This is a genomic window from Mesorhizobium sp. M0040, assembly GCF_040323505.1.
GTDB lineage: Bacteria > Pseudomonadota > Alphaproteobacteria > Rhizobiales > Rhizobiaceae > Mesorhizobium.
Genome location: NZ_JAMYVA010000013.1, coordinates 113204 through 139898 on the forward strand (window position 1 = coordinate 113204; position 26695 = coordinate 139898).

The 26695-nt window shown below is 59.4% G+C and carries 27 protein-coding genes and 3 pseudogenes; 15 read left to right on the forward strand and 15 right to left on the reverse strand.

The features are described 5' to 3' along the window. Nucleotides 1-37: 37 nt before the first annotated feature. Nucleotides 38-766 carry an IS21-like element helper ATPase IstB gene (istB, locus tag NKJ91_RS14445; protein WP_352456112.1) on the reverse strand — a complete coding sequence of 243 codons (729 nt, stop codon included), beginning with the start codon at nucleotides 764-766 and terminating at the stop codon, nucleotides 38-40. After that, a pseudogene (locus tag NKJ91_RS14450) lies at nucleotides 766-1065 on the reverse strand (IS21 family transposase); the annotation flags it as partial. The pseudogene NKJ91_RS14450 and the gene istB, both read right to left, overlap by 1 nt. A gap of 275 nt (nucleotides 1066-1340) precedes the next feature. Here NKJ91_RS14450 and NKJ91_RS14455 point away from each other — a divergent pair. Then, a complete protein-coding gene (locus NKJ91_RS14455; protein ID WP_352456113.1) occupies nucleotides 1341-1787 on the forward strand; it encodes a helix-turn-helix domain-containing protein in 447 nt (148 codons plus the stop codon). Between the two features lie 397 nt (nucleotides 1788-2184). After that, entirely contained in the window at nucleotides 2185-2355 is a 171-nt protein-coding gene (locus tag NKJ91_RS33820) for a VapC50 family PIN domain-containing toxin (RefSeq protein WP_502903590.1), read from the forward strand. A gap of 24 nt (nucleotides 2356-2379) precedes the next feature. Here the strand turns inward: NKJ91_RS33820 and NKJ91_RS14460 are convergent, their stop codons facing one another. Beyond that, nucleotides 2380-2481, reverse strand: a complete 102-nt coding sequence (locus NKJ91_RS14460; RefSeq protein WP_352456153.1) for an excalibur calcium-binding domain-containing protein — start codon at nucleotides 2479-2481, stop codon at nucleotides 2380-2382. A gap of 307 nt (nucleotides 2482-2788) precedes the next feature. Next, complete coding sequence (locus tag NKJ91_RS14465; protein WP_352456114.1) at nucleotides 2789-3190, reverse strand: thermonuclease family protein; 402 nt, start codon at nucleotides 3188-3190, stop codon at nucleotides 2789-2791. A gap of 152 nt (nucleotides 3191-3342) precedes the next feature. On the opposite strand from NKJ91_RS14465, the gene NKJ91_RS14470 reads away from it, so the two are divergent. The 3 genes from NKJ91_RS14470 to NKJ91_RS14480 all read left to right on the forward strand — a co-directional run bounded on the left by NKJ91_RS14470 (nucleotide 3343) and on the right by NKJ91_RS14480 (nucleotide 4843). Continuing rightward, complete coding sequence (locus tag NKJ91_RS14470; RefSeq protein WP_352456115.1) at nucleotides 3343-3549, forward strand: KTSC domain-containing protein; 207 nt, start codon at nucleotides 3343-3345, stop codon at nucleotides 3547-3549. 399 nt (nucleotides 3550-3948) lie between these two features. Continuing rightward, complete coding sequence (locus NKJ91_RS14475) at nucleotides 3949-4182, forward strand: DNA ligase-like domain-containing protein (protein WP_352456116.1); 234 nt, start codon at nucleotides 3949-3951, stop codon at nucleotides 4180-4182. Nucleotides 4183-4204: 22 nt separating this feature from the next. After that, nucleotides 4205-4843, forward strand: a complete 639-nt coding sequence (locus NKJ91_RS14480; RefSeq protein WP_352456117.1) for an ATP-dependent DNA ligase — start codon at nucleotides 4205-4207, stop codon at nucleotides 4841-4843. Nucleotides 4844-5020: 177 nt separating this feature from the next. On the opposite strand, the gene NKJ91_RS14485 is transcribed toward NKJ91_RS14480, so the two are convergent. Both NKJ91_RS14485 and NKJ91_RS14490 read right to left on the reverse strand, forming a co-directional pair. Then, entirely contained in the window at nucleotides 5021-6247 is a 1227-nt protein-coding gene (locus NKJ91_RS14485; RefSeq protein ID WP_352456118.1) for a pilus assembly protein TadG-related protein, read from the reverse strand. Nucleotides 6248-6432: 185 nt separating this feature from the next. Further along, nucleotides 6433-6576 (reverse strand): hypothetical protein, encoded by a 144-nt coding sequence (locus tag NKJ91_RS14490; RefSeq protein WP_352456119.1) that lies wholly within the window; start codon nucleotides 6574-6576, stop codon nucleotides 6433-6435. Nucleotides 6577-7850: 1274 nt separating this feature from the next. Here NKJ91_RS14490 and NKJ91_RS14495 point away from each other — a divergent pair. Continuing rightward, nucleotides 7851-8297 carry a hypothetical protein gene (locus tag NKJ91_RS14495; protein ID WP_352456120.1) on the forward strand — a complete coding sequence of 149 codons (447 nt, stop codon included), beginning with the start codon at nucleotides 7851-7853 and terminating at the stop codon, nucleotides 8295-8297. Nucleotides 8298-9031: 734 nt separating this feature from the next. On the opposite strand, the gene NKJ91_RS14500 is transcribed toward NKJ91_RS14495, so the two are convergent. From NKJ91_RS14500 to NKJ91_RS14510, 3 genes are all read right to left on the reverse strand, one after another. Then, nucleotides 9032-10057, reverse strand: coding sequence for an ABC transporter permease (locus NKJ91_RS14500; RefSeq protein WP_352456121.1), 1026 nt, complete (start codon nucleotides 10055-10057; stop codon nucleotides 9032-9034). 23 nt (nucleotides 10058-10080) lie between these two features. Continuing rightward, nucleotides 10081-11619 carry a sugar ABC transporter ATP-binding protein gene (locus tag NKJ91_RS14505; RefSeq protein ID WP_352456122.1) on the reverse strand — a complete coding sequence of 513 codons (1539 nt, stop codon included), beginning with the start codon at nucleotides 11617-11619 and terminating at the stop codon, nucleotides 10081-10083. Between the two features lie 73 nt (nucleotides 11620-11692). Further along, nucleotides 11693-12622, reverse strand: coding sequence for a sugar ABC transporter substrate-binding protein (locus tag NKJ91_RS14510; RefSeq protein ID WP_352456154.1), 930 nt, complete (start codon nucleotides 12620-12622; stop codon nucleotides 11693-11695). 464 nt (nucleotides 12623-13086) lie between these two features. Here NKJ91_RS14510 and NKJ91_RS14515 point away from each other — a divergent pair, with 464 nt between their 5' ends. From NKJ91_RS14515 to NKJ91_RS14535, 5 genes are all read left to right on the forward strand, one after another. Beyond that, entirely contained in the window at nucleotides 13087-14202 is a 1116-nt protein-coding gene (locus tag NKJ91_RS14515; protein WP_352456155.1) for a LacI family DNA-binding transcriptional regulator, read from the forward strand. Between the two features lie 83 nt (nucleotides 14203-14285). Continuing rightward, nucleotides 14286-16388: a hydantoinase/oxoprolinase family protein gene (locus tag NKJ91_RS14520; RefSeq protein ID WP_352456123.1), complete on the forward strand. Its 2103-nt coding sequence runs from the start codon at nucleotides 14286-14288 to the stop codon at nucleotides 16386-16388. A gap of 14 nt (nucleotides 16389-16402) precedes the next feature. Further along, the gene (locus NKJ91_RS14525) at nucleotides 16403-18217 is read left to right on the forward strand and encodes a hydantoinase B/oxoprolinase family protein (protein ID WP_352456124.1); all 1815 of its coding nucleotides are present in this window, start codon (nucleotides 16403-16405) and stop codon (nucleotides 18215-18217) included. Nucleotides 18218-18287: 70 nt separating this feature from the next. Further along, nucleotides 18288-19196 (forward strand): aminotransferase class IV, encoded by a 909-nt coding sequence (locus NKJ91_RS14530; protein ID WP_352456125.1) that lies wholly within the window; start codon nucleotides 18288-18290, stop codon nucleotides 19194-19196. 11 nt (nucleotides 19197-19207) lie between these two features. Further along, the gene (locus tag NKJ91_RS14535) at nucleotides 19208-19972 is read left to right on the forward strand and encodes an SDR family oxidoreductase (protein ID WP_352456126.1); all 765 of its coding nucleotides are present in this window, start codon (nucleotides 19208-19210) and stop codon (nucleotides 19970-19972) included. Here the strand turns inward: NKJ91_RS14535 and NKJ91_RS14540 are convergent. From NKJ91_RS14540 to NKJ91_RS14550, 4 genes and pseudogenes are all read right to left on the reverse strand, one after another. Next, entirely contained in the window at nucleotides 19916-20263 is a 348-nt protein-coding gene (locus tag NKJ91_RS14540; protein WP_352456127.1) for a hypothetical protein, read from the reverse strand. The genes NKJ91_RS14535 and NKJ91_RS14540 overlap by 57 nt on opposite strands. Next, complete coding sequence (locus NKJ91_RS14545) at nucleotides 20244-20417, reverse strand: hypothetical protein (RefSeq protein ID WP_352456128.1); 174 nt, start codon at nucleotides 20415-20417, stop codon at nucleotides 20244-20246. The genes NKJ91_RS14540 and NKJ91_RS14545 overlap by 20 nt, the downstream gene beginning before the upstream one ends. Nucleotides 20418-20520: 103 nt before the next feature. Further along, nucleotides 20521-20646: pseudogene (locus tag NKJ91_RS33825) on the reverse strand (hypothetical protein); the annotation flags it as partial. Nucleotides 20647-20650: 4 nt separating this feature from the next. Continuing rightward, on the reverse strand, nucleotides 20651-21484 hold the full coding sequence (locus tag NKJ91_RS14550; protein WP_352456129.1) for a tyrosine-type recombinase/integrase: 834 nt from the start codon (nucleotides 21482-21484) through the stop codon (nucleotides 20651-20653). Between the two features lie 309 nt (nucleotides 21485-21793). Between NKJ91_RS14550 and NKJ91_RS14555 the strand changes: the two genes are divergently transcribed. Both NKJ91_RS14555 and NKJ91_RS14560 read left to right on the forward strand, forming a co-directional pair. Further along, the gene (locus NKJ91_RS14555) at nucleotides 21794-22504 is read left to right on the forward strand and encodes an antitoxin Xre/MbcA/ParS-like domain-containing protein (RefSeq protein ID WP_352453832.1); all 711 of its coding nucleotides are present in this window, start codon (nucleotides 21794-21796) and stop codon (nucleotides 22502-22504) included. Between the two features lie 2 nt (nucleotides 22505-22506). Further along, the gene (locus NKJ91_RS14560; protein WP_352456130.1) at nucleotides 22507-23097 is read left to right on the forward strand and encodes an RES family NAD+ phosphorylase; all 591 of its coding nucleotides are present in this window, start codon (nucleotides 22507-22509) and stop codon (nucleotides 23095-23097) included. 426 nt (nucleotides 23098-23523) lie between these two features. On the opposite strand, the gene NKJ91_RS14565 is transcribed toward NKJ91_RS14560, so the two are convergent. Next, a complete protein-coding gene (locus NKJ91_RS14565) occupies nucleotides 23524-23808 on the reverse strand; it encodes a hypothetical protein (protein WP_352456131.1) in 285 nt (94 codons plus the stop codon). A 492-nt stretch (nucleotides 23809-24300) separates the two neighbouring features. Here NKJ91_RS14565 and NKJ91_RS14570 point away from each other — a divergent pair, with 492 nt between their 5' ends. Further along, a complete protein-coding gene (locus NKJ91_RS14570; RefSeq protein ID WP_352456132.1) occupies nucleotides 24301-24549 on the forward strand; it encodes a transposase in 249 nt (82 codons plus the stop codon). Between the two features lie 167 nt (nucleotides 24550-24716). Next, nucleotides 24717-25262, forward strand: coding sequence for a DDE-type integrase/transposase/recombinase (locus NKJ91_RS14575; RefSeq protein WP_352456133.1), 546 nt, complete (start codon nucleotides 24717-24719; stop codon nucleotides 25260-25262). Here the strand turns inward: NKJ91_RS14575 and NKJ91_RS14580 are convergent. Continuing rightward, nucleotides 25192-26562, reverse strand: a pseudogene (locus NKJ91_RS14580) (IS30 family transposase). The gene NKJ91_RS14575 and the pseudogene NKJ91_RS14580 overlap by 71 nt on opposite strands. Between the last annotated feature and the right edge of the window lie 133 nt (nucleotides 26563-26695).

Sequence of the window (26695 nt, forward strand, 5' to 3'; positions counted from 1 at the left end):
GCGAGTGCGGATAGCGCTTGGCAGCTTGATGGGGTGATCAGGCGCGGTTCTTGAAGCGCCAGGACTCGTTTCCGGTCTCGATGATCTCGCAATGATGAGTGAGACGGTCGAGCAGCGCTGTCGTCATCTTGGCGTCGCCGAAGACGGCGGGCCATTCGCCGACCGCCAGATTGGTGGTGACGATGATCGAGGTCCGTTCATAGAGCCTGCTGATCAGGTGGAAGAGCAATTGCCCGCCGGCCTGGGCAAAGGGCAGATAGCCGAGTTCATCGAGCACGACGAAGTCGAGCCGGGTGAGGTAGTCGGCGATACGGCCCTGCTTGCCGCCGCGGTGCTCGGTCTCGAGCCGGTTGACGAGATTGACGTCGTTGAAGAAGCGGCCACGTGAGCCGTTGCGGATCAGGGCGCGGGCAATGGCGATTGCCAGATGCGACTTGCCGGTTCCGGTGCCGCCGATGAGCACGGCGTTGCGCTGGTTGGCGACGAAGGTGCCGTTGGCAAGATCCCGGACCAGCACTTCGTTGACCGGCGTGCCGTCGAAGTCGAACTCATCGATGTCCTTGGCGATCGGCAGCTTGCCGACAGTGAGCTGGTATTTGATGGAGCGGGCCTGCTTCTCGGCGATCTCGGCCGACAGCAGATCGCCGACGATCCTCGGCGGCTCGTGCTGGCGCTTGATGCCTGTCGCCATGACCTCGTCATAGGCGCCGCGCATCCCGTAGAGCTTCAGCGTCCCCATCAGTTCCAGAACCTGCGTGCGTTCCATCAGCTTGCCCTCCTGAGACTGTCGTAGCGGGCGCAGTCGGCTTGCGGCTCGTGTTGCAGCGGAAGAGCGTTCGGGGTGAGAATGGTAACGGCCGGCGCCGGATCGCGCCGCCGCGCCAGGATGTTGATGATGACGGCGGATGAGCAGACATTCTGATCGAGCGCTTCCTGGCAGGCAACCTCCACGGCATCGATGCCGTCGATCAACACCGTGGCCAGGATCGATACCATCTGCCGATCGCCGTCATGCGCCGCCTTCAATCTGCGTCGGATATGCTCCATCGCCGAGGGCAGAACCCAGCAGATCACAGGTTCGAATCCTGTCGGGTGCGCCAAGGTTTTCAGTCACTTACGTCCTTTTCACGGGCTGCCTTTGGTCCGTCCCACACTGCCTTGCCACACAAGCGGCTTTTGGCAAGTTGGAAACGTCAGGGGCGTGGCTCTGGCGAGCGGAGATCGGCACCTGCGGGAACGGGAACCAAAGAGGTGACGGTTCGTTCACTTGTTTCGGTTATTTCGGATATTGCGATTGTTGATTCGCGGTGCTATATCCGTTGAACACAGGGAAGACGACCATGACAACGCTGCTCGAACGACCGATATTGCCTTCGGCCGACGACGCCGAATTGGCTGCGCAGGCCAGCCGCCACCTTTCTAGAGCCAAACACGAGGGCGCTGAATTGCGCGTTCAAGTGGACGGAGGAGAGATGCTGCGCCTTCCTAAGGCAGTGAATGATCTTCTCTATCATTTGCTGACCGAAATGGCGCAGGGTAACGCCGTTACCCTGTTCCCAATCCATGCCGAACTGACGACACAGGAAGCCGCTGACTATCTGAACGTGTCACGTCCTTATCTTGTTCGACTTCTCGAGGAGGGCAAGGTGAAGTTCCACATGGTAGGAACTCATCGTCGAGTTAAGTTCCGTGATTTAGATGCGTTCCGCAGGTCAACTGAGGAAGAGCGTCAGCGTGTAATGGACGAACTAGCTGCCCAAGCACAAGACTTGGGGATGGGCTATTAGGAAGTCCAGTTACACCGTCATTCTTGACGCCTGCGCACTGTACCCAGCCCCGCTGCGAGACTTCCTCATGGAGCTCGCAGGGAGGGCTGTTCCGTGCGAAATGGACCGAGCGCATTCATGACGAATGGATTCGTAACGTCCTTAAGGACCGCAAGGACCTTAAGCCAGAGCAGTTGTTGCGGACGAAGCAGCTGATGAATCAGGCTGTACCTGACTGCTCGGTCGAAGGCTACGAGGATCTGATCGAAGGCCTGAAGCTCCCAGACGGTGATGACAGACATGTTCTGCAGCCGCCATCCACGCGGCTTGCGACGCCATCATCACTTTCAATCTAAAAGACTTTCCGCGAGACTACCTAGCCAAGTTCCAGCTAGAGCTCCTGCATCCGGACGAATTTCTGTTCCATCAGTTCGAGCTGAATACAGCTGCGGTCGTTGTGGCGGCGCAACGCTGTCGCGCGCGCTTGAAAAACCCTCCTAGGACGGCAGAGGAATACCTCGACACCCTCGAACGGCAAGGGCTCACCAAAACCGTGGCCGAGCTCCGACACTACGCGGCCGTCATTTAGTCGCAGCCGTGCGCACTCGGCACATTAACACAGCGTCTCGCATGTCACGCCGTCGCCATCACGATCCAGCTTGCGGCCCCACGAGCAGTTGCTGAGATACCATTGGGCTTCGTCGCAGGAACTGATCTACGAACAGGTTCGCCGCGGCTCGCATGAAAAGCCGCTCTGCGCGATCAACTTGCAGCTGACGAGGCCAAGCGGCTGGCTGGGCGTCGCGCCATCGGCGTGCGCCGCACGCCATTCCCAGGGCGCCTGAAACGTTCCGACCCACAGACCGACCTGGCCGCCTCTGCCTTTGCTTGCTGCTCCGCGTACGCGCCGTGGCTGTAGCGCGGCCAATCCAGCGCCTGGCCGTGCTCGACCATCAATGAGGCGACACTGGAGCCGTCCGCCCGCCGGCAGTTGCCCACAAAGCGGCCGTAGCGATCCCAAGTTACGAAGGTGCATTGAATCGGCCTCGAGACCGCCAAGAAGCTGTCGAGCGCTTCGGCGGCAGGCGCCCGCACGGATACTCAGAACCCTTCCCGTCGTTGCAGTACTGCCGGCTTTCTGGTGCATCGATGCCGTTAAACCGGATGCGCTGGCCGTGGATCTCGATCGTATCGCCATCCATGACAGACGCGACGCCGGCGATCGGCGCCGGCTTTGATCCGGTCCGGTTTGATACCTTGAGCTCGGGCACAGGATCGCTATGTTGCATGACGAGCGGCGTCGCATAGGCCGCCATCGCGGCCAAGGTCACGAACACGAGCCGCTTCGGAACGCCAGCCAGTTGGCGCACGCGCCCCAGCTTACGACACTGGTCGGTTCGACCATTATAGCGAGACTTGCCCAACCCCTGTCTCCTCTTGAGGGGCAGAGTGCTTCTAATTGAGGGCCAAGTCCAGAGCCGACGGCGGTCGGGCCTCTTGGGCCGCGGCGCACCGCACTCACCCAGGAACGCGCCGGCCTCTCCGATCGTTAACTGCTTTTGATCGAGCCGCCGTCATGCCGTCCACCTCCATACGCAAAACGGAATACGACCCGGATAGCAAAACTCTCTCGGTATGGTTCGTCGCCAGTGGCAAACGGTACGAATTCGAGGACGTGCCACCGGACACTTACGCCGAATTCCGAGCCGCCTTCGCGAAGGGTCGCTACTTCAACGACCATATCCGCAACAACTTTCGCTTCCGTCTGGTTGGGAGCGATTAGCTGCCCGGGACGCCTGGTCTGTCGGCGGCCGAATTCCGTCCTTCGCCGCGCCAACCGGCGGTTGGTAGAGGCTTTGCCACTGTTGCTTCTAAAGTTGCCTTACGGTCCGCCCCGCACCGGGCAAGCCCGACCCCGCCCACCCCACCTGGTGCAAAGGCGCTTGATCGGTCCCGCCGCCCTGGCAAGTGCGGCGGGATTTTTTGCGGTCAGTTGGAACACCGGCGCGCGGGGAAGGTTCGGTGCACGCAGCAAATCCTTCCCCTCACACAATATTGCTGCACGATCGGTAATGGCATCCGATCTGCCCGCGTCTCCTCCCTCCAGAGACGCGGGCTTTGAGCTTCGCGGAACCGAACGTTCAAAGGTTATTGAATCGGGTTGGTGTGGCGTGGAGTTTGTATGAACGGGGCGAGGCTCGCGTTAATCCGTCCGATGGAGCCCAAGCTGGTCGCAAAGCCACCCGAGGGTGAACACTGGATTCACGAGATCAAGCTCGATGGCTACCGAACCCAGATCGTCATCAACAGCCCTGACGATATTCCCGCCTTCAGCAGCAGCGGAGCGGATTGGACGAGGAAATACACCGGCATCATCGAGGCGGCGCGGGATCTCGACGTCAAGAGCGATCTTTGAGGGCGAGGCGGTCGTCACGGGCGTGAATGGCCTGCCCGATTTCGACGTACTACAGAAAGCCGTCCACAGCGATCCCTACGCCACGATCCTCGGCGCCTTCGACATCATGCATCTTGACGGCCACGATCTGCGCGACGTTGGCTGCAAGGCGCGCCGGGAAATTCTATTTGGCATTATCAGGCCGAACAGCCGCGTCCAGTTCAGCGAGTCCATACCTGGCGATCCCAAGGCGCTGTTCTATCTCGCGGATCAGTCCGGCCTGGAGGGGATCGTCTCAAAGCGGGCCGACAGCAAATATCGCAGCGGCCCGACCAGCGACCGGCTGAAGACCAAGAGTTTCGTCGTCAACGAATATGAGCTGATGGGCGTCGAGCGTGAGCCGGGCAAGGCGGCATTCGCCTTGCTGGCGGCGAAGCCCGGTACCGGAAAATATGTCGGTTCGGCCTTCATCAGCTTGGGGCGCGACATGAAGGAACGGGTCTGGAAGCGGGTCCATGAACATGCCGGACCACCTCCGGAGGGCGTCAAAAAGCGACCGGCAACGCAGTGGGTTGGGCCAGGCGTGAAGCTGCGGATCAAGCACCTTCGTGGCAAGCACAAGTGTATACGGCACGCTTCGCTGCTTGGCTTCGGCGACGATCCGGAGCGTCCCGGAAAATAATGACGAGCCGCTTCGCTGCGGGTCAATCAAGTAACCGATTACAATCCGCTGATTGATTTAATTCGTTGTCACGACGAGGCCAAGCGTTGCCTTCAATATCGGCTCTCAGTCCAACACGGAAGCAAGCAAACCTCAAACGCAGTCTGTCTCACAACACTGAGCTGGCTACAGCCAAGTTCAATTCATCAGTCTCGTTGCAGAATTCGTTGTCAATAAGTCACTTGCGCCAGCAAGATAAATTGAGCCATTGCCGTTCATCTCGATCCGGTTGACCACAAAGATGCGAGGCTTACTGTCTGTCGACAATGCACCCCCACCTGTAAGAAAAAGCTTTTGTGACGGCAGATAGACTATACCGCCTAGATCTGTATCGCCACCGCCAATGAGCGTGGAGGTTCTCTCCACGCCTTGGGGTTTTTGAGCTAGCGCGATCCCCATCCACGGGCCGCTGGTCGGCGCCGTCAGGCGTAGCTTGGCGCCGGCCTGCATTGTGGTGGTGGCCTGATCGTCGAGTAGAACGATGGTGGTACCGTCAGCGGCATCGAGAACCGCGCCGGAGGAGAGCGAAAGCCCTCCCGTCCTGATAACATACGTTCCCGCGGCAAGATTGACCACCGCTCCGACCGATAAAATGAGCCCTCCACAAAAAGTGCCGGGAACGAGATTTGCGGTGGCGTTTTTGATCACCAGGTTATTGTAGGTGCAGACATTGTCTGTTGGCCAGACCAGTCGGGAGATAATGGGATCTGCCAGCTCTTTCTGATCGAAAAGCGGTTGAGGGTTGAAGCCGGCAGACGGCCCGGAGGGGCCGACGACTGACGTCACCAATGTCCTGATGGACGATGCGCCATTCGTGGCTAGCGCAGTCCCCGATCTTGAATTCACCTGCGCAACGCATTTCTGGCCATTTATCGACGAAGACCCCGAATTCGACCATGCGTTCGAGGCGGACCGATCTAACACGAGAAGACAGACTGGGTATCGCGGATAGGCAATCGCGGTTGCGCTTCGGCTAATATCAAGTTTATCGACGCCAAGGATTGCCGAGAAGGCCAATTCCTGCGGTTGGTGCAATACAACCGTCACGATTGTGGGATTGGTTGATCCAACCGTCTGGTGGGCGTCACCACTATAGGGACTTCGCGTGGCCACAAAGGTGGGGCTGGCGAAAGTATCAACGTTCTCCTGACGCTGTTCCGACGTCATATCGCTGCTGTTCGCGCTTGCCACCGCCAACTGAAGGGCCGTGGAGTCGGCTCCCTCCTGCAACTGTTGGGCAGTTCGGCTCACGCGCGCAAAGTCTATCGCCACTCCGACGCCCAAAAGCACGACCGGCAAGACCAACGCAAACACCACGGCGAGGTTGCCGCGTTCTGAACGCCAAAATCGTTCGGTCACCCCCATGAAACCCCCTTCATTTAGCTGGGACTAACCTAGAGGCAGCATATTGAGGGTCCGTTTCGCGAGCCGGTAAAGTTGTCTCGATCGCAAATCAGCTTGCGGGGAGCAGTTGAATCAGCGCTTCAGATTCACCACGATGACGCCGCCGAGCGCCAGCGCGCCGCCGTCTGGCGCCGGTTTGGCGATCGTCAAGGCCGGCCGGCACGCATCATCGCGCGCGCGATGGCGAGCTGCGCCTCGACCTTGGCGTTTTCCTTCTGCGTCCTGTTGTCGGCGGCGATCAGCCGGCGTAGCGAGCGCATCACCTCGCCGTGCCGCCAGCCGGCTTCCATGGATGCAGGTCAATTCACGATTTACTGAAACGCGCTGTTTCCGCCCGGGTGGAGCTAGCCTGTCAGTTTAGTGAAGTCGTGGCGCCGCGCGCGAACATGTGCCAGCAAATTCGTTTCGTTTACGACCCCTGATTGAAAGAGATTCAGCGTGGTCGAGGCCAGAATCTGACCGTCTATCGAAGTGCTGCACCATTTAGCGTCGGCGGTTATCTGGTCGACAACCCGCTGGCAAATCGCCCGATCTTTAGATCTAAGGAACTGACTTTTCAGCGCTCGTAGCATCTCGATGCCTTTAAAGGGGAGTCACTTGTCTCCCACGCGACACCCATGCGCGGGTCTCCGGAGAATGGATACTAAACGCATCCAGACAGAAAATTGCCATTCGTTTGAGCGGTACCGATGCGGGGCGTTGGCATCGGTGACGTGATTGCGATCACGGCCGCGGTACGGAGGGGGGTCACCGACGAGCGTATCAGCGATACACGCACTTCCTTAGCGGCAGCCCAGCAGCTTGGGTTAGGGGGGCCGCTGGGCCTAACCAGCGAGCGTTCGGGAATGCTCGACTGGCTGGTCAGTATATTAGATAAATCTAATGTGATCGAACCATGCGAACGAAGTACGCGGCGGTAAGAAAGTGGCTGGCACGATTCACTTACCGCGCGCTTTTGCCTTGGGTTCTGGCGAGCTTTCGGACGGGCTTGCAGCCAATTTTGCAGATCGCCGATCTGTTACCCACAGGGACTTTTTCCTCGCCACCAAATCGTCACAATCGCCCTCAGCGGTCGCTCGGCTATGCATGGCAGCTATGGCGTAGTCGGCTCTGTTGGTTCGATAGTCTTCTTTTTGGACAGTCATCGTTTGCTCCCAGTTTCATAGCCCCTCTTTTGCCCTGGCGGGGAGATTAACTGCCGGTGCAGTACGCGAGTCAATCGATTAACGACCACTCCGCAGTCGCGAGGGGCGGGAAGCAAGCCGACAATTTTAACGTTGAAACGGCTTACAGAGTGCCGGCAACACAGCCGCCCTTTCGTCGGGCTGCGTTGATCGCGTCCATGTTGCCCTTCAACCCTCTGTCCGCTGTTGGATCGACGGCTCAGCCGGTGCCGCGGATGGTGCAATATCGGCCGGCGACGCGAGTATTGCGTCAGATCGCGCTGATCGAAGCGCGCCTGCGAAATTGCTGAAGCCCCTTTGTTCTGTCCTTTTGACCGTCAGTTGATGTGCCTTCATGGCGACAGCCTTCGCAGGACGGCATCGCCCTGTGGTCCCGAGAGATGGAGGAATCATATGAGTATTCATCGGGGTACCGGTCTGCTGCAGCATCGACCTCTGAATTTCACGGACGATTTTGTCGCCGCCGATTTCTTCGAAAATGGCTCCGGCCTGCACGTCGAAAGCGCCATAGTCGTCTACCGTCGAGCACCTGGCTTATCCTCGATAATGCGATCAAGATTTCAATTGCGCCGTGGCGCTCGGCCATGCTGTCGAAGGCCACGATCGAACAGAGCGGCCGGATCGCTGTCCTGAAAGTTTGCAAGACAGTCGACCTGGGCGGCGTCATGTTCCGCGGCTGGGACTGGCTCGGCAGCCGAATCCGGTCTTTCCCGCGCCAGACCCCGCTCTTCATCTCACCGCAGGACACGGTCGCCGAAGTCGAACTCGACCCGCTGTTCTTTTCCGGTGAGGCCGCCGGCAATTGCAGCGCTTCGTGCTCAAACTGACCCTCCGGTGGGGCTGAAACCGACTGCTTCATTCACGACAACCATCCTTTGCTCGAGGTCCACACGCAGATATTCGGAACCGGCCGCATGCAGAAATTCCGGGAGAACGACCAGGCAACACTTTGTCAAGATTTCCTCATGGTGCCGGGCTTTACCCATGAGGCGTTTTGCCGGGTCAGCGGAACGAACCAGTGGAAATATCCATAGCATCGCTATTTCGCCGACACCGATGCGGTTTGGTTGGCCATCGAACTGCACCCAATCAGCTAAGTTGATCGTTGCGTGGTGGAGCGACTGTGGGCGGTTTTTGCCGTAGGCTCGAAGCGTCCAATCAATGGTAGAAAATGTCCAACCGCATCAGATCGTTTACTGACTCGGCAACGGCCCTCAGGATCGCCCCGCGCCTCCCCGACGCTCTGGCAGCGGCCCGTTTTGTAAGATCCGACGCACGGCTCGCCCCATGTTTGCGAACAAGGCGACGAGCGAAATCGTGAACCCTGGCCAAATATCGCCACCTTTGAGATATGCATTCGACTAGTGAGCCGGTGTCAAAATGCTGAAATGTCAAGCTGTGTAGCGCTTTGATTTGCATTTTCGATCTCCATCGATGGAATTTTTCAGAATTGACCTGAAGTCTGTTTGCTTGCGGTACTTCCCTGCTTTGGTGAGTTTTATCTCAACGGCTTTTTATCGCATCTTTTTTGGAATAGACGCCCTTCGAGCGCGGGCTCGATCTAGGAGCGCTTCTGCCGATTCCGGTAGATATCAATGGTCACGGCGGTGACGATGATCAGGCCCTTGACGATTTCCTGATAGTAGGCGTCGACCCGCAAAAACGTGAATCCTGACGACATCACGCCCAGGATCACCACGCCGATTACGGTGCCCGCTATCCGGCCCACCCCGCCGGCAAGCGACGTTCCGCCGATCACGGCTGCGGCAATCGCATCGAGCTCATACATGTATCCCATGCCGGATTGAGCCGTCTGCGCGCGCGCTGCGGTGACGATGCCGGCGAGCCCGACAAGCATTCCGGCGATCGCGTAGACCTTAACCAGATGCCTTTCGACATCTATGCCGGAGACCCGCGCTGCCTGGACGTTCGCGCCGATGGCATAGGTGTACTTGCCGTACCGGGTGTAGCGAAGCGCAACATGGAAGATCATTGCGACGACTATGAAGACAAACACCGGCCATGCAGCCGAGCCGATGGCGGTGAATTGATCGGTCAGCCCCGAAATGGGCTGGCCTTTTGTATACCATTTCGAAATACCCCGAGCCGAAACCATCATTCCGAGCGTTGCGATGAACGGCGGAATTCGGGCATAGGCAACAAAAACGCCGTTGGTTATGCCTGCAGTCAAACCGATCAAGACACCAACGGCGATCGGGACGATCGCCGGCAAACCGGTCAGTGATGGATAGAGAGCTTTCGACCATTCCGCGGATTGCGCAAACCCAGCCGCCATCATCGCACTTGCCGCCACGACGGACCCCGAAGAAAGGTCGATGCCGCCGGTGATGATGACCTGCGTCACGCCGATTGCGATGATCCCCACCACGGACACCTGGAGGATGGTGATCGTGAGGCGTTGCGGATTCCAGACGAAACTCTGCCCGATCAAAAGCCAGCCGCACACCTCGCAGAGAAGAACGATCCCCACCAGGACCAGGAAGATATTGAGCTCCTGAGGTTTTCGCCAACCGCCAAAGCTGCCACGGTACTCAGGAATGGCGGCGGCTGTTGTGTCTTTTCCCATCGTGCAGTTCCTCTATTCCTCGCTTATTTCGAAGCGAGTTCCATTATTTTGACCTGCGTCGCCTCATCTCGGTCCAGAACGCCGGTGATCTTTCCTTCATGCATCACCATGATCCGATCGCTCATTCCAAGGATCTCCGGCATCTCCGAGGAGATCAGAATGACGCCCGCGCCCGCGCTGGCGAGTGATGAGACAAGGGCGTGAATCTCGGCTTTGGCAGCAACGTCAATGCCGCGTGTCGGCTCGTCCAGGATGAGGATGCCCGGTTTGGTCAAAAGCCAGCGTCCGATCAGCACCTTCTGCTGATTGCCGCCCGATAGGTTTTCGACCGTGGTGTGGATTCCGGAGCTCTTGACGCGCAACGCCTTGCTCATCTCGTTGCATGCCGCGGCAATCACCTTGGCTTGGACGAAACCGCCTTTGACGAATTGGCTTTGAAGAGCCGCAATCTGCATGTTCTCGAGAATGTCGAGGACGAGAAAACAGCCACTTTGTTTTCTGTCTTCTGTCAGGAAGGCCATTCCATTGGCGATCGCATCGCGTGGCGATTTCAAATCGACGCGTTGCCCCCTTATCCGTGTCTCGCCGCTGGTGGCGGGCGTCACCCCGAAGATCGTCTCGGCAACGTTGGACCGCCCCGACCCGATCAAGCCGGCGAGGCCCAGTATCTCGCCCGCCCGCAGATCGAAAGAGACACCCGAGAAGACGCCGCGCAAAGTGAGGTCCCGAACCGAAAGTAAAACATCATCGGTCGGAACATTCTTCTTCGGAAACAGTGTTGAGATGTCTCTGCCAACCATCATGTGGATGATCTCATCCCGGCTTGTGGCCGCCGCCGCGTTGGTGCCGATATATTTGCCGTCACGAAAAACGGAGATGTCGTCTGATATTTCGAAGATCTCGTACATCTTGTGCGAAATATAGACGATGCCGATGCCCTGGTTTCTCAGGTCGCCTATTATCTCGAAGAGGTGGGCCGACTCGCGCTCTGTCAGTGCTGAGGTTGGCTCGTCCATAATCAGGACGCGCGAGCGATAGGAAACGGCTTTCGCGATTTCCACCATCTGCCTGTTGGCAATCGACAGATGGCGAACTTCCGCCTCTGGATTCAGGCTGATTTTCAACTCCGCGAGAAGATCATAAGACAGACGATTCATGCGCCGATGGTCGACGATCCCAAATCGGTTGCGCGGCTCTCGGCCGATCCAGATGTTCTCCGCGACCGTCATCGAGGGCATCAGGTTCAACTCCTGATGGATCATCCCGACACCCTGCGCCAGCGCATCGAGCGGCGTCTTGAACTGAGCGGAAACGCCGTCGAGGAAGATTTCTCCTGCATCGGGTTGATATATTCCCGCCAGGATTTTCATCAGCGTGGATTTGCCCGCGCCGTTCTCGCCCATCAGTGCATGGACGGTACCCCGCCTGAGTTGAAAGCTCACATCGTCAAGTGCCACCACGCCCGGAAACGACTTGCTGATCCCGCTCACGCTCAGCAGGCAAGACTGACGCTTGTCCTCAATACCAGGCGGGGTACGCGTAGCGGCGACTGTGGTCTGCATCGAAGTCGTCCCAAATCCAAATCGAACGGATCAGTCCGCACGCCGGTCGACGACTGGCGCGCGAAGTTGGTGGTCAGTTCCTTTTCAGGTACTTGTCCATGTTGTCTTTGGTGACGAGTTCGAGCGTGGTGAAGACCTTCCTGTCGGTCTTCTCGCCTCGGGCCAACTGCAGCACCGTGTCGAGCGCGCCTTTTCCCTGGCTGATCGCGTCCTGGAAAACGGTCACCCTGAGGTCGCCCGACTTCATGGCTGTCAAGGCGTCCTGCGTCGCGTCGATGCCGGCAACGACATAGTCGCCGGTTGATCCACCACTTGCCTTGATGGCCTGAAGCGCACCCAGTGCCATCTCGTCGTTGTTTGCGATAACAGCGTTGAAGTTCAGGCCTGCCGACAGCCAGTTTGTGGTCAGGTCGAGCGCCTGCGTGCGCGACCAGGTCGCCGTCTGCTCTTCGACGATCTTGATACCCTTGCATTCATCGGACTTGAACACCTCCTGCACTGCCTCGGTGCGGCCACGCGCAACCAGGGTTCCAAGCTCTCCCATCAGAATGACGGCGTTGCCCTTGCCGCCCAGCAGGCGACAGACCTCTCGCGCCTCCAGGCTGCCTGCCTGGATCTGGTCAGAGCCGACGAAAGCCTGCTTCTCCGGCAGCTGATCGACGTTGGAAGGCTGATTGTTGGCGAAGACCAGAGGAATTCCGGCTTTATCGGCAGTCTTGGACATTGCGACGCCGGCATCGGCCTCTACCGGGATCACGATCATGCCGTCGACCTTGGCGGCAATGAAGTTTTCGATCTGGCTTTGCTGCCGGGCGATGTCGCCCTGCGCATCCTCGATCAGCAACGTCACGTTCCCAAGGTCTTTGGCGTGTGCCTCCAGGCCACTGCGAAGAATCGCAAGAAAATTGTCGTCGAACCTCTGCATGCTGAAGCCAATTGTTTCGGCCTGAGCAGGGACGCCGAGCAGCGTTAGACATGCGGCGGCCAGCAAAATCTTTTTCATGTTCCGTCTCCGTCGGTTTTTTGATGATGGAAAGCTTTGTCTTTGCCGACTTCGCCCCGGTACCCGTCGGACTAGCGGCAGCATCGCAAGAAAACGATCGTGCAAGTTTCAGGCGTGGCGTTGCCCTGTGCGAAACATGTTCGGCGCCGTTAAGCCTGCTGCGAAGCTCTTCGGCTTGCTACAGTTGGTAAAACGATACACCTGTTTTTTTTCACCTGTCAACTCCCATTAACGCGTTTGCCTCTCATCAAAGTCGAGCTATGCCGCCAAACTTGCGATACCGGTGGCATGATCGGTGAACATCGTCAGATCGGCGAGCGATTGACAGGGAGGATTTTTAGTGTACCGTTTTACTTACTTGATTGTCCGCACAACGGCGGAGCCGGACTCGCGACCATCGAGGTTTTGTTCTCCTGCGGGAGTTGTAGAATGAGGGTCTCTGGGACCTTGGGAGATTGAACGACATGCCGCCGAAGAGTGGATCGCCCACAGATGCTGCGGACCGCGCCACCATTCAGGATGTCGCGAAAGCGGCGAGCGTATCCGTGAGCAGCGTCTCGAATTACATGAACAATCGATTCCACCGGCTCGGGACGGAGACCAGGACGCGCATTGCGATGGCAATTGCCGAGCTTGATTTCCGACCGAACCAGGCAGCGCGCCAGCTAAAGACCGGCAAGGCCCGGGTTATCGCGCTTGTCGTGCCCAGCATCGTCAATCCCTTCAACGGGCAGATGGTGTTTTCGATAGAACAGGCCGCGGTGAAGGCGGGCTACCGGGTCCACCTGTGCAACACCATGCGCGATCCGAAGCTTGAGAAGGAGTTTCTGGACAATCTGGCCGCCGTAGGCGTTGCCGATCTCATCACGATCGCGCCCCTGAACACCAGGCGGGGTTACTACTCGGCGTGGAGCGACCTTTCGATCGTTGCCGTGGACGCCAACAGGCTCGATTTGAAGCTTGCTCGACTCGATACGGTCAATCTCGATCATGAGGCGGCAATCGGGATGGCTGTGGAGCATCTGTTTGCTCTTGGTCATCGGCGGATAGCCTATGTGACCGATCCCCTCATCACCCACAGCCGGGTGATGCGGTTGTCCGGTTTCAAGAAAGCAATGAAGGACCACGAACTCGACGACAGTCAGGCTGTGGTGCTCGAGCGTCACCAGAGCGCACTTGATGTCGCAGACGCCCAGATGGTCGAGGTCGGTCGTGATGCCGCTTCCGATGTGGCGGCACTGTCGCCCAGGCCCACGGCCATTATCGCATTCAACGACATGATCGCGCTGGGGTTACTGGCGACTTTCCGTTCCGCCGGCATTGCCGTTCCAAAGGACATGTCGATTATTGGCGTGGACGATGCCTGGATCAGCCAGCTGTCATTTCCTGCACTGACGACCATACGTCAGCCTATCGAGGCGATGGCCAGCGCTGCCGTCGAGCGTGTTCTCAAACCGAATGCGGCGCCGGCCAACGCCGGCTCCGACACGATTTTTCTGCCCGAACTCGTCATTCGAGACACATGTGCGAAGCCACAGGAAGATGCTGCCACGCATCTCCGCAAACGACACCTAGAATAGTAGCGCCAAACAGCGCCCTTCTTCCGACAACCCCAGAATATCCGGCCGGATACATCCGCGCTGGCACGAAAGAGGCTTGCCTTATGAATACCCACGCCACCCAGATCAAACCAAGCGCAAATCATATCAGGATGGCGTGCGACACCGGTGGTACTTTCACCGACCTTGTCGTTGAAGATGGCAACGAGATCAGGCTGTTCAAAGCGTCGACGACGCCTGATGACCCGGTGCGCGGCGTGCTCGATGCCTTGGATTTCGCTGCCAGGCACTATCGACTAGAACTCGGAGATTTCCTGAGCCGCGGCGCCATGTTCGTGCACGGCACCACCCGGGCCATCAACGCGATCATCACCGGGAAGACGGCGAAAACAGCCTTTATCACGACCAAAGGTCATCGTGATATCCTGGTCATGCGCGAGGGCGGGCGCATTGAGCCGTTCAACTTCACGGTCGCCTACCCCGAACCCTACGTGCCTCGGCGGTATACGTTCGAAGCGGATGAGCGCGTCGATGCCCGCGGCAATATCGTCGAGGAACTGGACGAAACCGACTTCATCGCGACAATCAAAAAACTGCAGTCGCTGAAAATAGAAGCCGTTGGCGTTTGCCTTCTGTGGTCCGTCGTCAACTCGGCCCACGAGCGACATATCGGAGAACTTCTGAACGAGCATCTGCCGAATGTTCCATACACGCTCTCGCACCAGCTCAATCCAACCCTGCGCGAATACCGTCGAGCTTCCGCGACCGTCATCGACGCCTCGCTGAAACCGCTGATGTTCAAGTATCTTGATGGCTTGACCAACAGGCTGCAGGACGCTGGTTTCAACGGCCGCACACTGATGGTTACTTCAAGTGGCGGCATCATGGATGCGTCGGCAGTTGCACGCGCTCCGATCCACTCGATCAATTCGGGACCGGCGATGGCGCCCGTCGCCGGCCGCTACTACGCAGAGCGCGATTTTGGCAACGCCATCGCGATTGTCGCGGACACTGGTGGAACCACCTTTGATGTCAGCCTGGTGCGTGACGGGCGCATCCCCTGGAGCCGCGAAACATGGATTGGCCAGCGCACGCGCGGCCATATGACCGGCTTTCCATCTGTCGATATCAAGAGCATCGGCGCCGGAGGCGGCTCGATCGCATGGGTCGACAATGGCGGAATTCTGCAGGTCGGTCCGCAGAGCGCGGGCTCGACGCCGGGGCCGGTCGCTTACGGCCGCGGAGGAATCGAGCCCACTGTCACGGACTGCGCCTTAATCCTCGGCTATATCGATCCGGACTTCTTCTTGGGCGGCGCCATGATCCTCGACCGGGAGGGCGCGACCCTGCAATTGCGCCTGAAAGTCGCCGAACCGCTCGGCATCAAGGTTGAGGAAGCCGCTGCCGCTGTGTTGAGGCTTTCAACCGAAAAGATGGTCGGAGCGATCGAGGAGATCACGGTCAACCAGGGCATTGATCCCACCTCGGCCGTGATGATCGGCGGCGGCGGCGCCGCCGGACTTAATGCAGTCGCAGTTGCCAGGCGCCTTCAATGCGCTGGAGTGCTGATCCCCGAAGCAGGTGCCGTGATGAGCGCGGCCGGGGCCCTAATGTCGGAGCTTTCGTCGGACTATGCGCAACTGCAGTTTACAACCAGCGACAGATTTGCGGGCGACAAGATCAACGAGGTTCTGGCAGAGCTGAGGAAGCGATGCCTTGAGTTCGCGGAAGGGCCCGGCGCCGGAGCTCTCGACTGCCACATCGAGTATTCCGTAGAGGCGCGGTATCCGCATCAGATCTGGGAAATCGACGTTCCTCTCCCGCTTGATCAGGTGACGAGCGAAGGCGATTTGAAGCAGGTCACGGATGCCTTCCATGACATCCACCAGCGTATTTTCGAGATCAGCGACCGCAATTCCAATGTCGAATTCGTGACGTGGCGCGCCAAGGTCAGATGCAGACTGACCGATCGGGCCACCGGCACGCTCCCTCCTGAAGGCGATTTTGCCGGCGGTCGCGCAAGACGACCGGTCTACTTCTCTGAACTCGGCTGGAGCGACGTCTCGGTTCATCGCTACGAAGCCATGCAGCCGGGCGAACCAGTTGCCGGGCCCGCCATCATCGAATCATCATTCACGACCGTTGTGGTCGATCCGGGCACAGTCACAGAACGCACGGCCAGCGGTGGCCTGCGTGTGACGTTCTAAGGAGGCGCGTACCCATGTCTGAGCAGATTTTAAAGAAGGCGCCGGACGGCGTTCAGACGGCGATGATTTCCAGCCGTATGGAGACCATTGCCCGCAAGATGCAGAATACTCTTTTCCGAACCGCCCGCTCCGGAATCCTCAACACGGCCCATGATTTCTCATGTGTTGTTCTGACTGCTGACTGCAAGCTGCTGGCGGCGGCTGAAAGTCTGCCGAACCACACGCTCATCGGCCCTGACTTGATGTGCCAGGCGGTGCTCAAACACCATCCGGTGCTCAAGCGTGGCGACTGCTTCCTCCACAACAGCCCCTATGAGGGAAACTCCCACGCGGCCGACCACTGCATGATCGTCCCGGTTATCGATGATGAAGGCATCCTGCGCTTCTTCGTCCTGGCCAAGGCACATCAGGCGGACTGCGGCAATTCCCGTCCTTCCAGCTATCTCGCCGATGTGAAGGATTTGTACGAAGAGGGCGCCCTGATCTTTTCGGCGACGAAGATTCAGGAACACTACGAGACCAACCACGACATCGTGCGCATGTGCCAGGCCCGTATCCGGGTTCCGGACCAATGGTGGGGTGATTTTCTCGCAAGCCTGGGATCTGTCCGCATCGGCGAACGCGAACTGCTCAACCTCGGCCGAGAGATCGGCTGGCACATGCTTGAAGGCTACGCCGACCGCTGGTTCGACTATTCCGAACAAAAGATGATTGAGGCAATCAGGAGGTTGTCTTCAGGACGTATCGTTCTGGAGTCCGCTCACGACCCGTTCCCCGGCATCCCGGACGGCATTCCGGTCAAGGTTGACGTTGAAGTCGATGCGGCCCAGGCCAGGATCATCGTCGATCTGCGCGACAACCCCGATTGCCAGCCCTGTGGCCTCAATCTTACGGAGGCAACCGCCAAAAGCGCGGCGATGATCGGGATTTTCAACGGCATCCTCGATCACCATGTTACTGCCAATGCGGGCAGCTTTCGGCGCATTGAGATTCGGCTTCGCGAAAACTGCTGCGTCGGCATTCCGAGGCACCCGGCCTCGTGCTCGGTGGCGACGACCAATCTCGCCGACCACGTCACCAATCCGGTGCAGCGCGCGATAGCGGAGCTTTCGCCCGGCTTTGGGCAAGCAGCGACCGGGCCGATCCAGCCTCCAGGAATGGGTGTCATCTCCGGACGCGATCCCTACAACAATGACGAGCCCTTCATCAATCAGGTCCACATCGGCATCAGTGGTGGCGCCGGCACGCCGGTCACCGACGGCTTCCTCACCATGATCCATGCCGGCAATGCGGGGATGTGCCATATCGACAGCGTTGAAGTCGACGAGCTCCATCATCCAATCATCGTCCACGATCGCCATATCCTCGACGATACCGAGGGGGCAGGCACGTTTCGCGGCGCGCCGTCGGTCTATAGCGAGTACGGGCCGTGGGGCGGAAACTCCCTGACCGTCCTCTACACCGCCGATGGTACCATCACGCCTGCCGCAGGCGCTCGCGGCGGTGGCGCCGGCGGTGTGTCCAGGGCGGCAATGCGTAAGGCCGATGGCTCGGTCGTCGATCTTCCCCCCTGCTACGGGGCCACTCTGCAGCCAGGCGAGCACATGATCTCTCACTCGGCAGGCGGCGGTGGATATGGTTCACCCGGCGAACGCGATCCGGCACGGGTGCTGCACGACCTTGCCGAAGGGTGGATCAGCGTGCAGCGCGCAAGAGACGTCTACGGAGTTGTGGTCAAGGGGTCTCCTGCAGACGACAATCTTGAATTGGACATCGTCCAAACACGCATCCTGCGCGCCGGCCGGAGCGAACTGGCGGCGGCCGTTTAGCCCGGCCAATACGCGGATGTTTTGTCAGGTTGCCCGACAGCGGGCACGATTCAGATCAAGGAGAAGTACGATGACAGACGTCGATTGGTCCGCTGGCGCGGCCTACATTGATGGTGAATTCATGCCTCTCAAGGATGCCAAGCTCGGTATCACCGAATGGGGCTACCGCCGGTCCGACGTTACCTACGATGTCGCGGGCGTCTACTACGGCGCATTCTTCCGGCTTGACGACCATGTCAAACGCTTTCGCAGCTCGATGACGAAATTGCGGATGAACCCGAAGGAAAGCGACGAAGAGATCAAAAATATTCTCGGCGAACTGGTGCGGCGCACCGGCTTGCGCGAAGCCTATGTGGCGATGGACTGTGTCCGCTCCCGCCCACCGCGCGGCGTGCCGCTTCATCCCATAAACGGCCGCAGTTATTTGATTTGCCATGTCATGCCTTGGGTGTGGGTGTTCACCCCCGAGCAGCAGGAGCGCGGCGTGCACGCAATGATCGCGTCCCCTCAACGGATTGCGCCGGAATCACTCGACCCGACGATCAAGAATTTCCACTGGGGCGACCTGACGCGCGGGAATTTCGAGGCGCACGATCAAGGCGCCGAAACCTGCATTTTGCTGGATCGCGATGGAAACGTGACGGAAGGACCGGGCTTCAATGTCTTCGCCGTCATCGATGGCAAGGTCATCACGCCGAAACGCGGTGCGCTCGAAGGTATGACCCGAAGAACAGTCCTGGAACTCTGCGACGAGTTTGGAATTCGCTGTGAGGTCCGGGATATCTCCCGCGACGAATTCGAAGCGGCCGACGAAATCTTTTTCTCGACTACGGCTGGCGGCATTATGCCGGTAAGCCGTCTTGGAAAAAGGATCTTGGGGAACGACCGACCGGGTCCGATTTCCGCGCGGCTGAGAACAGCCTTTTGGGAGAAGCGGAAGGACGGCTGGCATGCGACGCCAGTGTCTTACGCTTCCTAATCAAAATGTAGATGCGATGGCTTTTCGACCTCAACGGTAAGGTTGCGCTGGTTACGGGCTCGGGCCAGGGCATTGGCCTGGCGCTTGCCCGTGGTCTGGCCGAGTGTGGTGCCCTGGTTGTCCTGAACGGTCGCCGTGAACAGCTGTTGAAGGAAGCCGCCACCGATCTGGTCAAAAAAGGTCTGTCGGTAAAGGTCGCAGCCTTCGACGTCACAGACGCCCTGTCGGCGCAACGAGGGGTCGAGTGGGTTGAGACCTCGATCGGTCCGATCGACATTCTTATCAACAATGCCGGTATGCAGCATCGATCAGCATTGGAGAATTTTCCGGAACACAAGTGGGACGATCTTCTTCGAACCAATCTCTCCAGCATTTTCTATATGAGCAAAGCCGTGGCCAAAGGCATGATTAGCCGCGGCCGCGGGAAGATCATCAACATCGGCTCTGTTCAGAGCGAATTGGCTCGTCCGGGCATCGCGCCCTACACGGCGACAAAAGGGGCGGTTAGAAACCTGACCAGAGGCATGTGTGCGGATTGGGCAAAGCATGGTTTGCAGGTCAATGCCATCGCGCCAGGCTATTTCAAGACGCCGCTCAACGAGGCACTCGTTTGGGACCGCGAGTTCTCCACGTGGCTGGAACGGCGCACGCCGGCCGGTCGATGGGGCAATGTTGAAGAACTCATCGGGGCTGCAGTGTTTCTTGCCAGTGACGCCTCTTCATTCGTCAACGGCCACACGCTCTACGTGGACGGCGGCATCACAGTGACGGTGTGAACGCCTGGCGCTGCCCCAGCGCGAGCATGTTTTTTCCTTCGCTTCTCCATCATCCATGTGGACGCGGATTCTCATGCAGGAAACACTCTCGACGGAACTCAGTGTGCTATCCGAGCGGCCGAGATCATCGTCGATGACCTCGATCTTCGCCCAGCCGAGCTGGCGAGCGTGATCGGCGAGTCCGTATTGCCGGCGCTGGCTCTCCTGATTGTGCATAAGCTGATCGGCCGTCGACTGACGGATATAGACGAAGGCACTGCGCGCAAGATGCTCAGCTGTGATCTTGGTCATCTGCGATCCCCCCGTTTGCCAGAGCCATCGCGATCTCGCGCAGCAGCGTCTCCACCAGCATCGCCAACTCGGTCTCCTGTGCCCGTGTCAGCACAACGCTTGGCTCGCCTTCTTCGAACAGGCTTGGCTGGGGACTTTCGAATTGGCGCTTCATTGCGATCTTTCTCCATCGTTGAGTCGGACTGGAGAAATCCTAGAAGCGCATCGATCTCAGCGCGCAGAGATTGCAAGGCCCCAAGGGAAAACTGCGGCTCCGCCGACAGCTTGAAGTGCGTCGCCGTCTCGCGCGTCATCCAAGCCGGTATGCAGGCAAAGGAGCCGTCAGGCTGCGCAATGACCACCAAATCGGTACCACGGTACGCATAGCGCTTCAGAATGAGCACCGTCTCACCGCAGCGCGGATGAAATGGATAGTAAATCCGCCCTTCTTCGGGATGTTGGCGGGCAGTATGTCGTTGTTTTGAGAAGGACCTGGATGACCCGCACCTCGGTGTTCGCTTCCAGCAGATGCGTGGCGAAGCTGTGCCGCAAGGTGTGCAGCGTTGCGGGCCTGGTGATCCCGGCCATGTGCTTGGCCGCCATGAACGCGCGGTTGAGCTGCCGCGGCGAGATCGGGTTGATCCTGGGTTTACCGGGAAACAGCCAACCTTGTGGCCGCGCTTCGCGCCAATAGTCGCGCAGGAGATCCAGCAGGTCGGGCGACAGCATCACCTTGCGGTCCTTATGCCCCTTGCCTTGTTCGACATGGATCAGCATCCGGTCGCTGTCGATGTCGCCGATCTTGAGATTGCAGACCTCTGACGTCCTTAGCCCGGCCCCATAAGAGATGCTGAGTGCCGCGCGATACTTCAGGCCCGGGCCCGGGGCCGCCATCAGCAGGTTGGAAACCTCCTCGATGCTCAAGACCACCGGCAACTTCTGCGGTTGCCGACGGAACTGCATATGCCGCTTCATGTCCTCGCGGCCGCAGGTCGTGCCAAAGAAAAAGCGAAGCGCGATGATGCGGGCGTTGAAAGTTGGCGGCGTGATGCCCGCGTTGGTCATGTGCAACTGGTAGGCGCGCAGGTCCTCGGGGGTGGCGGTATCCGGAGATCGCTTCAGAAAACCGGCGAAATCCTTGACGGCCCGGATGTGGGCTTGCCGGGCTTTGTCGCCTATTCCACGGATGCGCATATCTTCGTTCATGCGCTCGCGCAGCGGGGTGGTCCTCTCCTCCTTCATGGGAACCTCCTGTCTGATGATGAGAAGATCCCAATCGTCAGGCAGAACGGCCCGTCCTCACATGCACGGAGTCCAGATTAAGTGCAGGACGCTCATCACAGGCGCCATTGCCGCGCGAGCGGCTTAGTCCTCGGGTCATGAGCGTTGGTTCTGTGGACGCCGCCTTTCGGGAAAGCGATCCGGCGTCAGGAAAGTCCGGAATGGGTCCAGATCACCAGCAACAGGTGCAAATTTGCCAGACTACAATCTGGACATTTCGGACAATCCGTACTATCTAGGGCGAGAAATATGGTGCCAATGGTGGTCGTTATGAACGCTCGCAACTCGGCAGTTCGCGCAGATGCAAAGGTCGATCGTGAGACGGTCGCTGACATTCTCGATGTGTTGTCGCGACGCCATCCAGGAATATCCAAGTCCGCTCTGAAAGCCGCCGGCAAGGCGGTCGCCGCCCTGACGGCGGTAACGTCTCGTCTGTCCCCTGCCGAGCAGCGCCAGATCGCTGCGCACGAACAGGCACTGGCGAGAGCAGTGGAGAATGTGGTTACGGAGCTCGCCCGACCCAGTAAGATACTTGCTCCAGTAGAGGTCGAAAAGCCCGTGGAGGTCAGCCAGGGCGCAGGCCGCGGGAAGGTCTTTGATCTTGAAGAGGGCCGGCTGCGCCTCGCTGAATATGCAACGCCGACACGCCTTGAGGATTGGGCTGGTCCTGTCGCCGGTCCCGGCGAGATCGAAAAGATGTTCGGGACGAAGCGTTCGACCCTGCACGATTGGCAAAGGCGCGGAGCCGTGATCGGACTGCTCAAGGGCGAGCGGAAGCACGTATTTCCGCTCGCCCAATTCGTCGACGGTCGTCCTGTTGAGGACATGGCCCGGATCACGAAGATCATCGGGAATCCTCGTGCGACGTGGCTGTGGCTGACCCAGCAGCATGTGAGCGACACCGGCGAAACTCCGCTCGACCGACTCAAGGCTGGGCGCATCGATGAGGTCGTCGCTGACGCCGAGTTCGATTTCGGCTGATCGTGGAGCTTGACGCCGAAGTCGTCGCGGACCTGGCAATCAGGTTCCAGCCGCAACACTACCTGCGGGCAATGCGACAGGAGTACGCAGCTACTCCATTGGGCATGGGGTTCGGACAATCGCGCTTCGCAAGCCCCGACCGGTCCTTCATGGTCCTCTACATTGCTCGCGACCTGGCGACGGCGATCGCCGAGACGATTATTCGCGACCGGTTCGAGGGAAAATCTTACCGCATGCTGCATCTCTCGGAAATCGCTGGCTGGGCCGTGTCCGAAGTCTCTGCTACGTCGCCCCTGACGGTGATCGACGTCCGGACCACCGGCCTGCTGCGGCTTGGGATCAGCACCGACGCTGCACGTGCCAAACAACAGGAGGAAGGCCGGAAGCTGAGCCAGGCTCTCTTTAACGGGTTCGCAGTTGACGGGATCCTCTACTATTCGCGGCTGACCGGAGCGGAATGCGTGGCGGTCTACGACCGCGCCGTTGAGGGCAGGCTCAAGGCCCGACGGGCCACGGCGCTCGAACGGCATGCCGAACTCGTGCCGGCGTTGAGGCAGCTGAACGTTCGGGTTATCCGCGGCGACCTTTCGTAAGGAGCCGTCGGGCTATTTCTAACCTAGATCACTCGTGCTGCGCAACGCGAGCGCTGGCGCGTGACGCAGGATGGCATGAAAACATCACATCTGGAGCAATGACTGAGAGGGTTTAAGGCAGAAGTCTCGAAAACTTCCGCACCTGGAACGGTACACGCCTACATTGCTAGACGGCACGCCTCTGTTCCGGCAAAGCTGCGAATCGCGGGGCCACTGGCAATCCGCAGGTCGGTGGGTTCAGGCAATGCTCATTGAAAGATGGGCCGCCGACTTTCCTTTGGCCGTAAAGCTCGGCGGGTTGTCGGTCTCAATTGCCGTCTCAAATTGATCGGCGGGACGCGGATGGCTAGCACGCTGCCGTTCGAACGCACCAGCGTCGTCGGCGCCTTGCTTTTGTGTCGGAACAGAAGACTTGCCTTTGGGTGATCACCCGTCATGACTAGGGATGAAGCAGAACAGGGTGTTCGCTACTTTTGCACAAAATGGGCTGAAGAGCGCGGGCTTCCTCATCAGCCAGAGAATCCAAGATTTTCCGATTTCTTTTCTTGGCTTGAGCAGAAGTCGCCGGGCCAATTGAAATTCCGAAGCAGCACTTCGGTGCGGGACGACGTCGAGCGATGGTTCATCGACGAATTCAAGCAAGGTTGGCGCTACTAGCAAGCGATTTCCGGAGAGGCCGGTGCCGTGCTCCGGGCCACCTTCCGCGATCACGCCATACCCACTTCACTTGCCTCTGTTAGATTCTTCCTGCGGCGAGAGACCCCAATCCCGCCTGGCCGGCGCCTAACAGGCAAATCTACCCCAACGCCCCCCAAACGGCGCCGGCCACCTTCCCGCGAGCGACTGTCAGCCGCTCTAGTGGATCCCGCCAGGAGGTTGTAGATCGAGCGTTCCTTGACGTTTATATGCTGCCCAAGCCTCGGCAGGCACTGCCGAATCCGCCCGGGCCAGCCAGTCCGCGCGCTCAGTCTCGGTAAGTGAATTCCACCACTGCATGCCGGCTATTTCATCAGCAGTCGGATTCCGGTTCGGTTCGTCTGCCATTTTCTTATCCTTGCATAAGGCTTGAGTGGCGCAGGCCCGCAACTATCAGAACGGCCAAAAGCCGGCCAAAAAAGCCGGCATTTTGGAGTGCGTCCCTGAGGGTGGACAGATCGGGATGTCTGGATTGACCAGCCTTCCGGGTTTTCGGAGAGAGAACCCATGGCAAAGCACCGCAGTCACAGCATCGAGTTCAAACGCCAGGTCGCGCAGGAGTTCATCGCCGGCGAGACGCTGCACGGCTTGGCTAAGCATCACGATGTCTCGCGCAACCTGATCCGCATCTGGGTGCGCAAATATGAGCAAGGAGCGTTCGACGATGATGCGGAGGCCGCTGACCTGATCCAGGAAGCCCGGATCGCAGCGCTCGAACGGTTGGTCGGTAAGCAGGCTCTGGAACTGAGTTTCTAAAGGGGGCTCTGAGAAACGCACCGCGGCCGAGAAGCGGGACTACATCCGTCATCACCGGCCCTGCGGCATCAGCGTTGCCGAAGGATGCCGGTTGATGGGAATCGCGCGCTCCACCTACTACGATCCCCCTGGAGAACGCGGCCGACGACACCGCGATCGTCGAGGCAATGTTCTCGATCAGCGACGAGTTCGAGTTCTACGGTTATAGCCGTGTCGGCGCTGCGCTGCGTCAGCAAGGCCTCGTCGTGAACCACAAGAAGATCCGGCGCCTGATGCACGAGCATGATCTGCAGCCCAGGATCAGGCGGCGCTTCGTGGCCAGCACCGACAGCGATCATGATGGCCCGATCTTCCCCAACCTGGCCAGGGACATCGTTGCAACCGGCCCGAACCAGCTCTGGGTCTCCGACATAACCTATGTCGCGCTGCCGACCCGCTTCGTCTACGTCGCAGTCATTCTCGACGCCTGGTCGCGCATGATCGCCGGCTACGCCATTGGCCGATCGATCGATGCGCGGCTGACGATGGCAGCCTTGAAGGCGGCCATTGAACGGCGCCAGCCGCCGTCCGGCTGCATTCATCATTCCGATCGGGGCTCCCAAGGCGGATTCAAGCGGTCGTCGCAACAGCGATTGTGTTCACTCATGGCAGCAACTCGTCAAGCGCCTCTGCCGGCGTTCTCCAACCGAGGGTCTTTCTCGGCCGGGCATTGAGGGCCGCTGCCACGGCGGCGATCTCGTCGGCGCTGTGGATGCTCAGGTCGGTGCCTTTCGGGAAGTACTGACGCAGCAGCCCATTGGTGTTCTCGTTGGTGCCGCGCTGCCATGGGCTTTGCGGATCGCAGAAGAAGACCTGGACGCCCGCATCGATCGTGAGACGATCGTGCTGGGCCATTTCGGCTCCCTGATCCCAGGTCAGCGAACGGCGTAGTTCTTCGGGCAAGGTGATGATGGTGCGCGTAATTGCGTCGCGGACAGCTTCAGCTCCATGTCCCGCGAGCGCAGGCCCGTTCTTCGCGCGCGGAGCTTCGCCATGCCCCGCCAGCCGGGGAAGATGCAGCAGCATCGTGAAGCGTGTCGTACGTTCAACCAGCGTGCCGATCGCCGAGCTGCCAAGACCGAGGATGAGGTCTCCCTCCCAGTGACCCGGCACCGCGCGATCGGCCGCTTCGGCGGGGCGTTGACTGATCATGATCTCCGGCGAGACAAAGCTCTTACCTCGCCTGCGTACGCGCCCTGGGGACCCGCAGCACACGCCCCGTTCGCAAGCAGGCCGTCAGCTCGCGGCGCAGCACTCCGCGGCCCTGAACGAAGAGGGCCTGATAGATGGCTTCGTGGCTGATGCGCATCGTCTTGTCGTCCGGGAAGTCGATCGGCAAGCGTCGGGCAATCTGCTCAGGGCTCCAGGCCCTGGCCCATCGCCGATCCTTTCGCGGGCCATGCCGGCGGCCCTTCCACGGAACGGTGGGACCATGAACGGGAGCGCCGCTCGGGGCCACGACAACGCCAGCAAGTCTCTCCTCTACATAAGTGCGCAAGGTTGCGTTGAACGCAAGCTTGGTCGGCCTGGGCCGACGGGCCGATCGATCCGCATGCCACTGGGCAGTCGTCGCCCGATACTCCAACCCGCCGCTGCGGGTGGCCGCGTTGCGCCGCAGTTCACGGGAGATTGTCGAGGCGGACCGACCGAGCCGGCGCCAATCTCCTGCATGGAATGGCCCTGTACCCTGAGAAGTGCGATCTCTTCGCGCTCCACCAATGACAGGTACCGCCCGGAGAGCGGCTTCGCCGAGGATCTGAACATCGCTGGTGGCATACCGCCCGCCTTTCGGAACCATCTGGTTCCTACAGGCTGCGACACTCCGGCTTCGAGCGCAGCATCTTCGCTGCTCAGCCCCGCGGCGATCGCCCGCCAGAATCTAATCTGTTCATCGCGCCCCGCCAAAGGTGGCCGTCCTGGTGAAGGTAATGGCGCTCGTCCAGACCGTGCCGATCGCCGCTTTCGAATGCTCATCGCAACCTCCAACTTCAGAGTGTTGCGACGACCGCTTGAATCCGGCCAATACGCTGCGCAGATTTACCGCGAAGCGCTGGAAACAAACGGCCTGACGGGCTCGATGGGCCGCAGAGGCAATCCTTACGACAAC

What these genes read in the sequence shown, in the direction of transcription:
- NKJ91_RS14500 (WP_352456121.1), bottom strand. Translation starts at nt 10,057, where the DNA reads ATGGGAAAAGACACAACAGCCGCCGCCATTCCTGAGTACCGTGGCAGC.
- NKJ91_RS14545 (WP_352456128.1), bottom strand. Translation starts at nt 20,417, where the DNA reads ATGAAGCGCCAATTCGAAAGTCCCCAGCCAAGCCTGTTCGAAGAAGGC.
- NKJ91_RS14510 (WP_352456154.1), bottom strand. Translation starts at nt 12,622, where the DNA reads ATGAAAAAGATTTTGCTGGCCGCCGCATGTCTAACGCTGCTCGGCGTC.
- NKJ91_RS14520 (WP_352456123.1), top strand. Translation starts at nt 14,286, where the DNA reads ATGAATACCCACGCCACCCAGATCAAACCAAGCGCAAATCATATCAGG.
- NKJ91_RS14525 (WP_352456124.1), top strand. Translation starts at nt 16,403, where the DNA reads ATGTCTGAGCAGATTTTAAAGAAGGCGCCGGACGGCGTTCAGACGGCG.
- NKJ91_RS14570 (WP_352456132.1), top strand. Translation starts at nt 24,301, where the DNA reads ATGGCAAAGCACCGCAGTCACAGCATCGAGTTCAAACGCCAGGTCGCG.
- NKJ91_RS14530 (WP_352456125.1), top strand. Translation starts at nt 18,288, where the DNA reads ATGACAGACGTCGATTGGTCCGCTGGCGCGGCCTACATTGATGGTGAA.
- NKJ91_RS14575 (WP_352456133.1), top strand. Translation starts at nt 24,717, where the DNA reads ATGTTCTCGATCAGCGACGAGTTCGAGTTCTACGGTTATAGCCGTGTC.
- NKJ91_RS14550 (WP_352456129.1), bottom strand. Translation starts at nt 21,484, where the DNA reads ATGAAGGAGGAGAGGACCACCCCGCTGCGCGAGCGCATGAACGAAGAT.
- NKJ91_RS14490 (WP_352456119.1), bottom strand. Translation starts at nt 6,576, where the DNA reads ATGGAAGCCGGCTGGCGGCACGGCGAGGTGATGCGCTCGCTACGCCGG.
- NKJ91_RS14485 (WP_352456118.1), bottom strand. Translation starts at nt 6,247, where the DNA reads ATGGGGGTGACCGAACGATTTTGGCGTTCAGAACGCGGCAACCTCGCC.
- NKJ91_RS14535 (WP_352456126.1), top strand. Translation starts at nt 19,208, where the DNA reads ATGCGATGGCTTTTCGACCTCAACGGTAAGGTTGCGCTGGTTACGGGC.
- istB (WP_352456112.1), bottom strand. Translation starts at nt 766, where the DNA reads ATGGAACGCACGCAGGTTCTGGAACTGATGGGGACGCTGAAGCTCTAC.
- NKJ91_RS14555 (WP_352453832.1), top strand. Translation starts at nt 21,794, where the DNA reads ATGAACGCTCGCAACTCGGCAGTTCGCGCAGATGCAAAGGTCGATCGT.
- NKJ91_RS14475 (WP_352456116.1), top strand. Translation starts at nt 3,949, where the DNA reads ATGAACGGGGCGAGGCTCGCGTTAATCCGTCCGATGGAGCCCAAGCTG.
- NKJ91_RS14495 (WP_352456120.1), top strand. Translation starts at nt 7,851, where the DNA reads ATGGAGGAATCATATGAGTATTCATCGGGGTACCGGTCTGCTGCAGCA.
- NKJ91_RS14505 (WP_352456122.1), bottom strand. Translation starts at nt 11,619, where the DNA reads ATGCAGACCACAGTCGCCGCTACGCGTACCCCGCCTGGTATTGAGGAC.
- NKJ91_RS14455 (WP_352456113.1), top strand. Translation starts at nt 1,341, where the DNA reads ATGACAACGCTGCTCGAACGACCGATATTGCCTTCGGCCGACGACGCC.
- NKJ91_RS14540 (WP_352456127.1), bottom strand. Translation starts at nt 20,263, where the DNA reads ATGACCAAGATCACAGCTGAGCATCTTGCGCGCAGTGCCTTCGTCTAT.
- NKJ91_RS14515 (WP_352456155.1), top strand. Translation starts at nt 13,087, where the DNA reads ATGCCGCCGAAGAGTGGATCGCCCACAGATGCTGCGGACCGCGCCACC.
- NKJ91_RS14470 (WP_352456115.1), top strand. Translation starts at nt 3,343, where the DNA reads ATGCCGTCCACCTCCATACGCAAAACGGAATACGACCCGGATAGCAAA.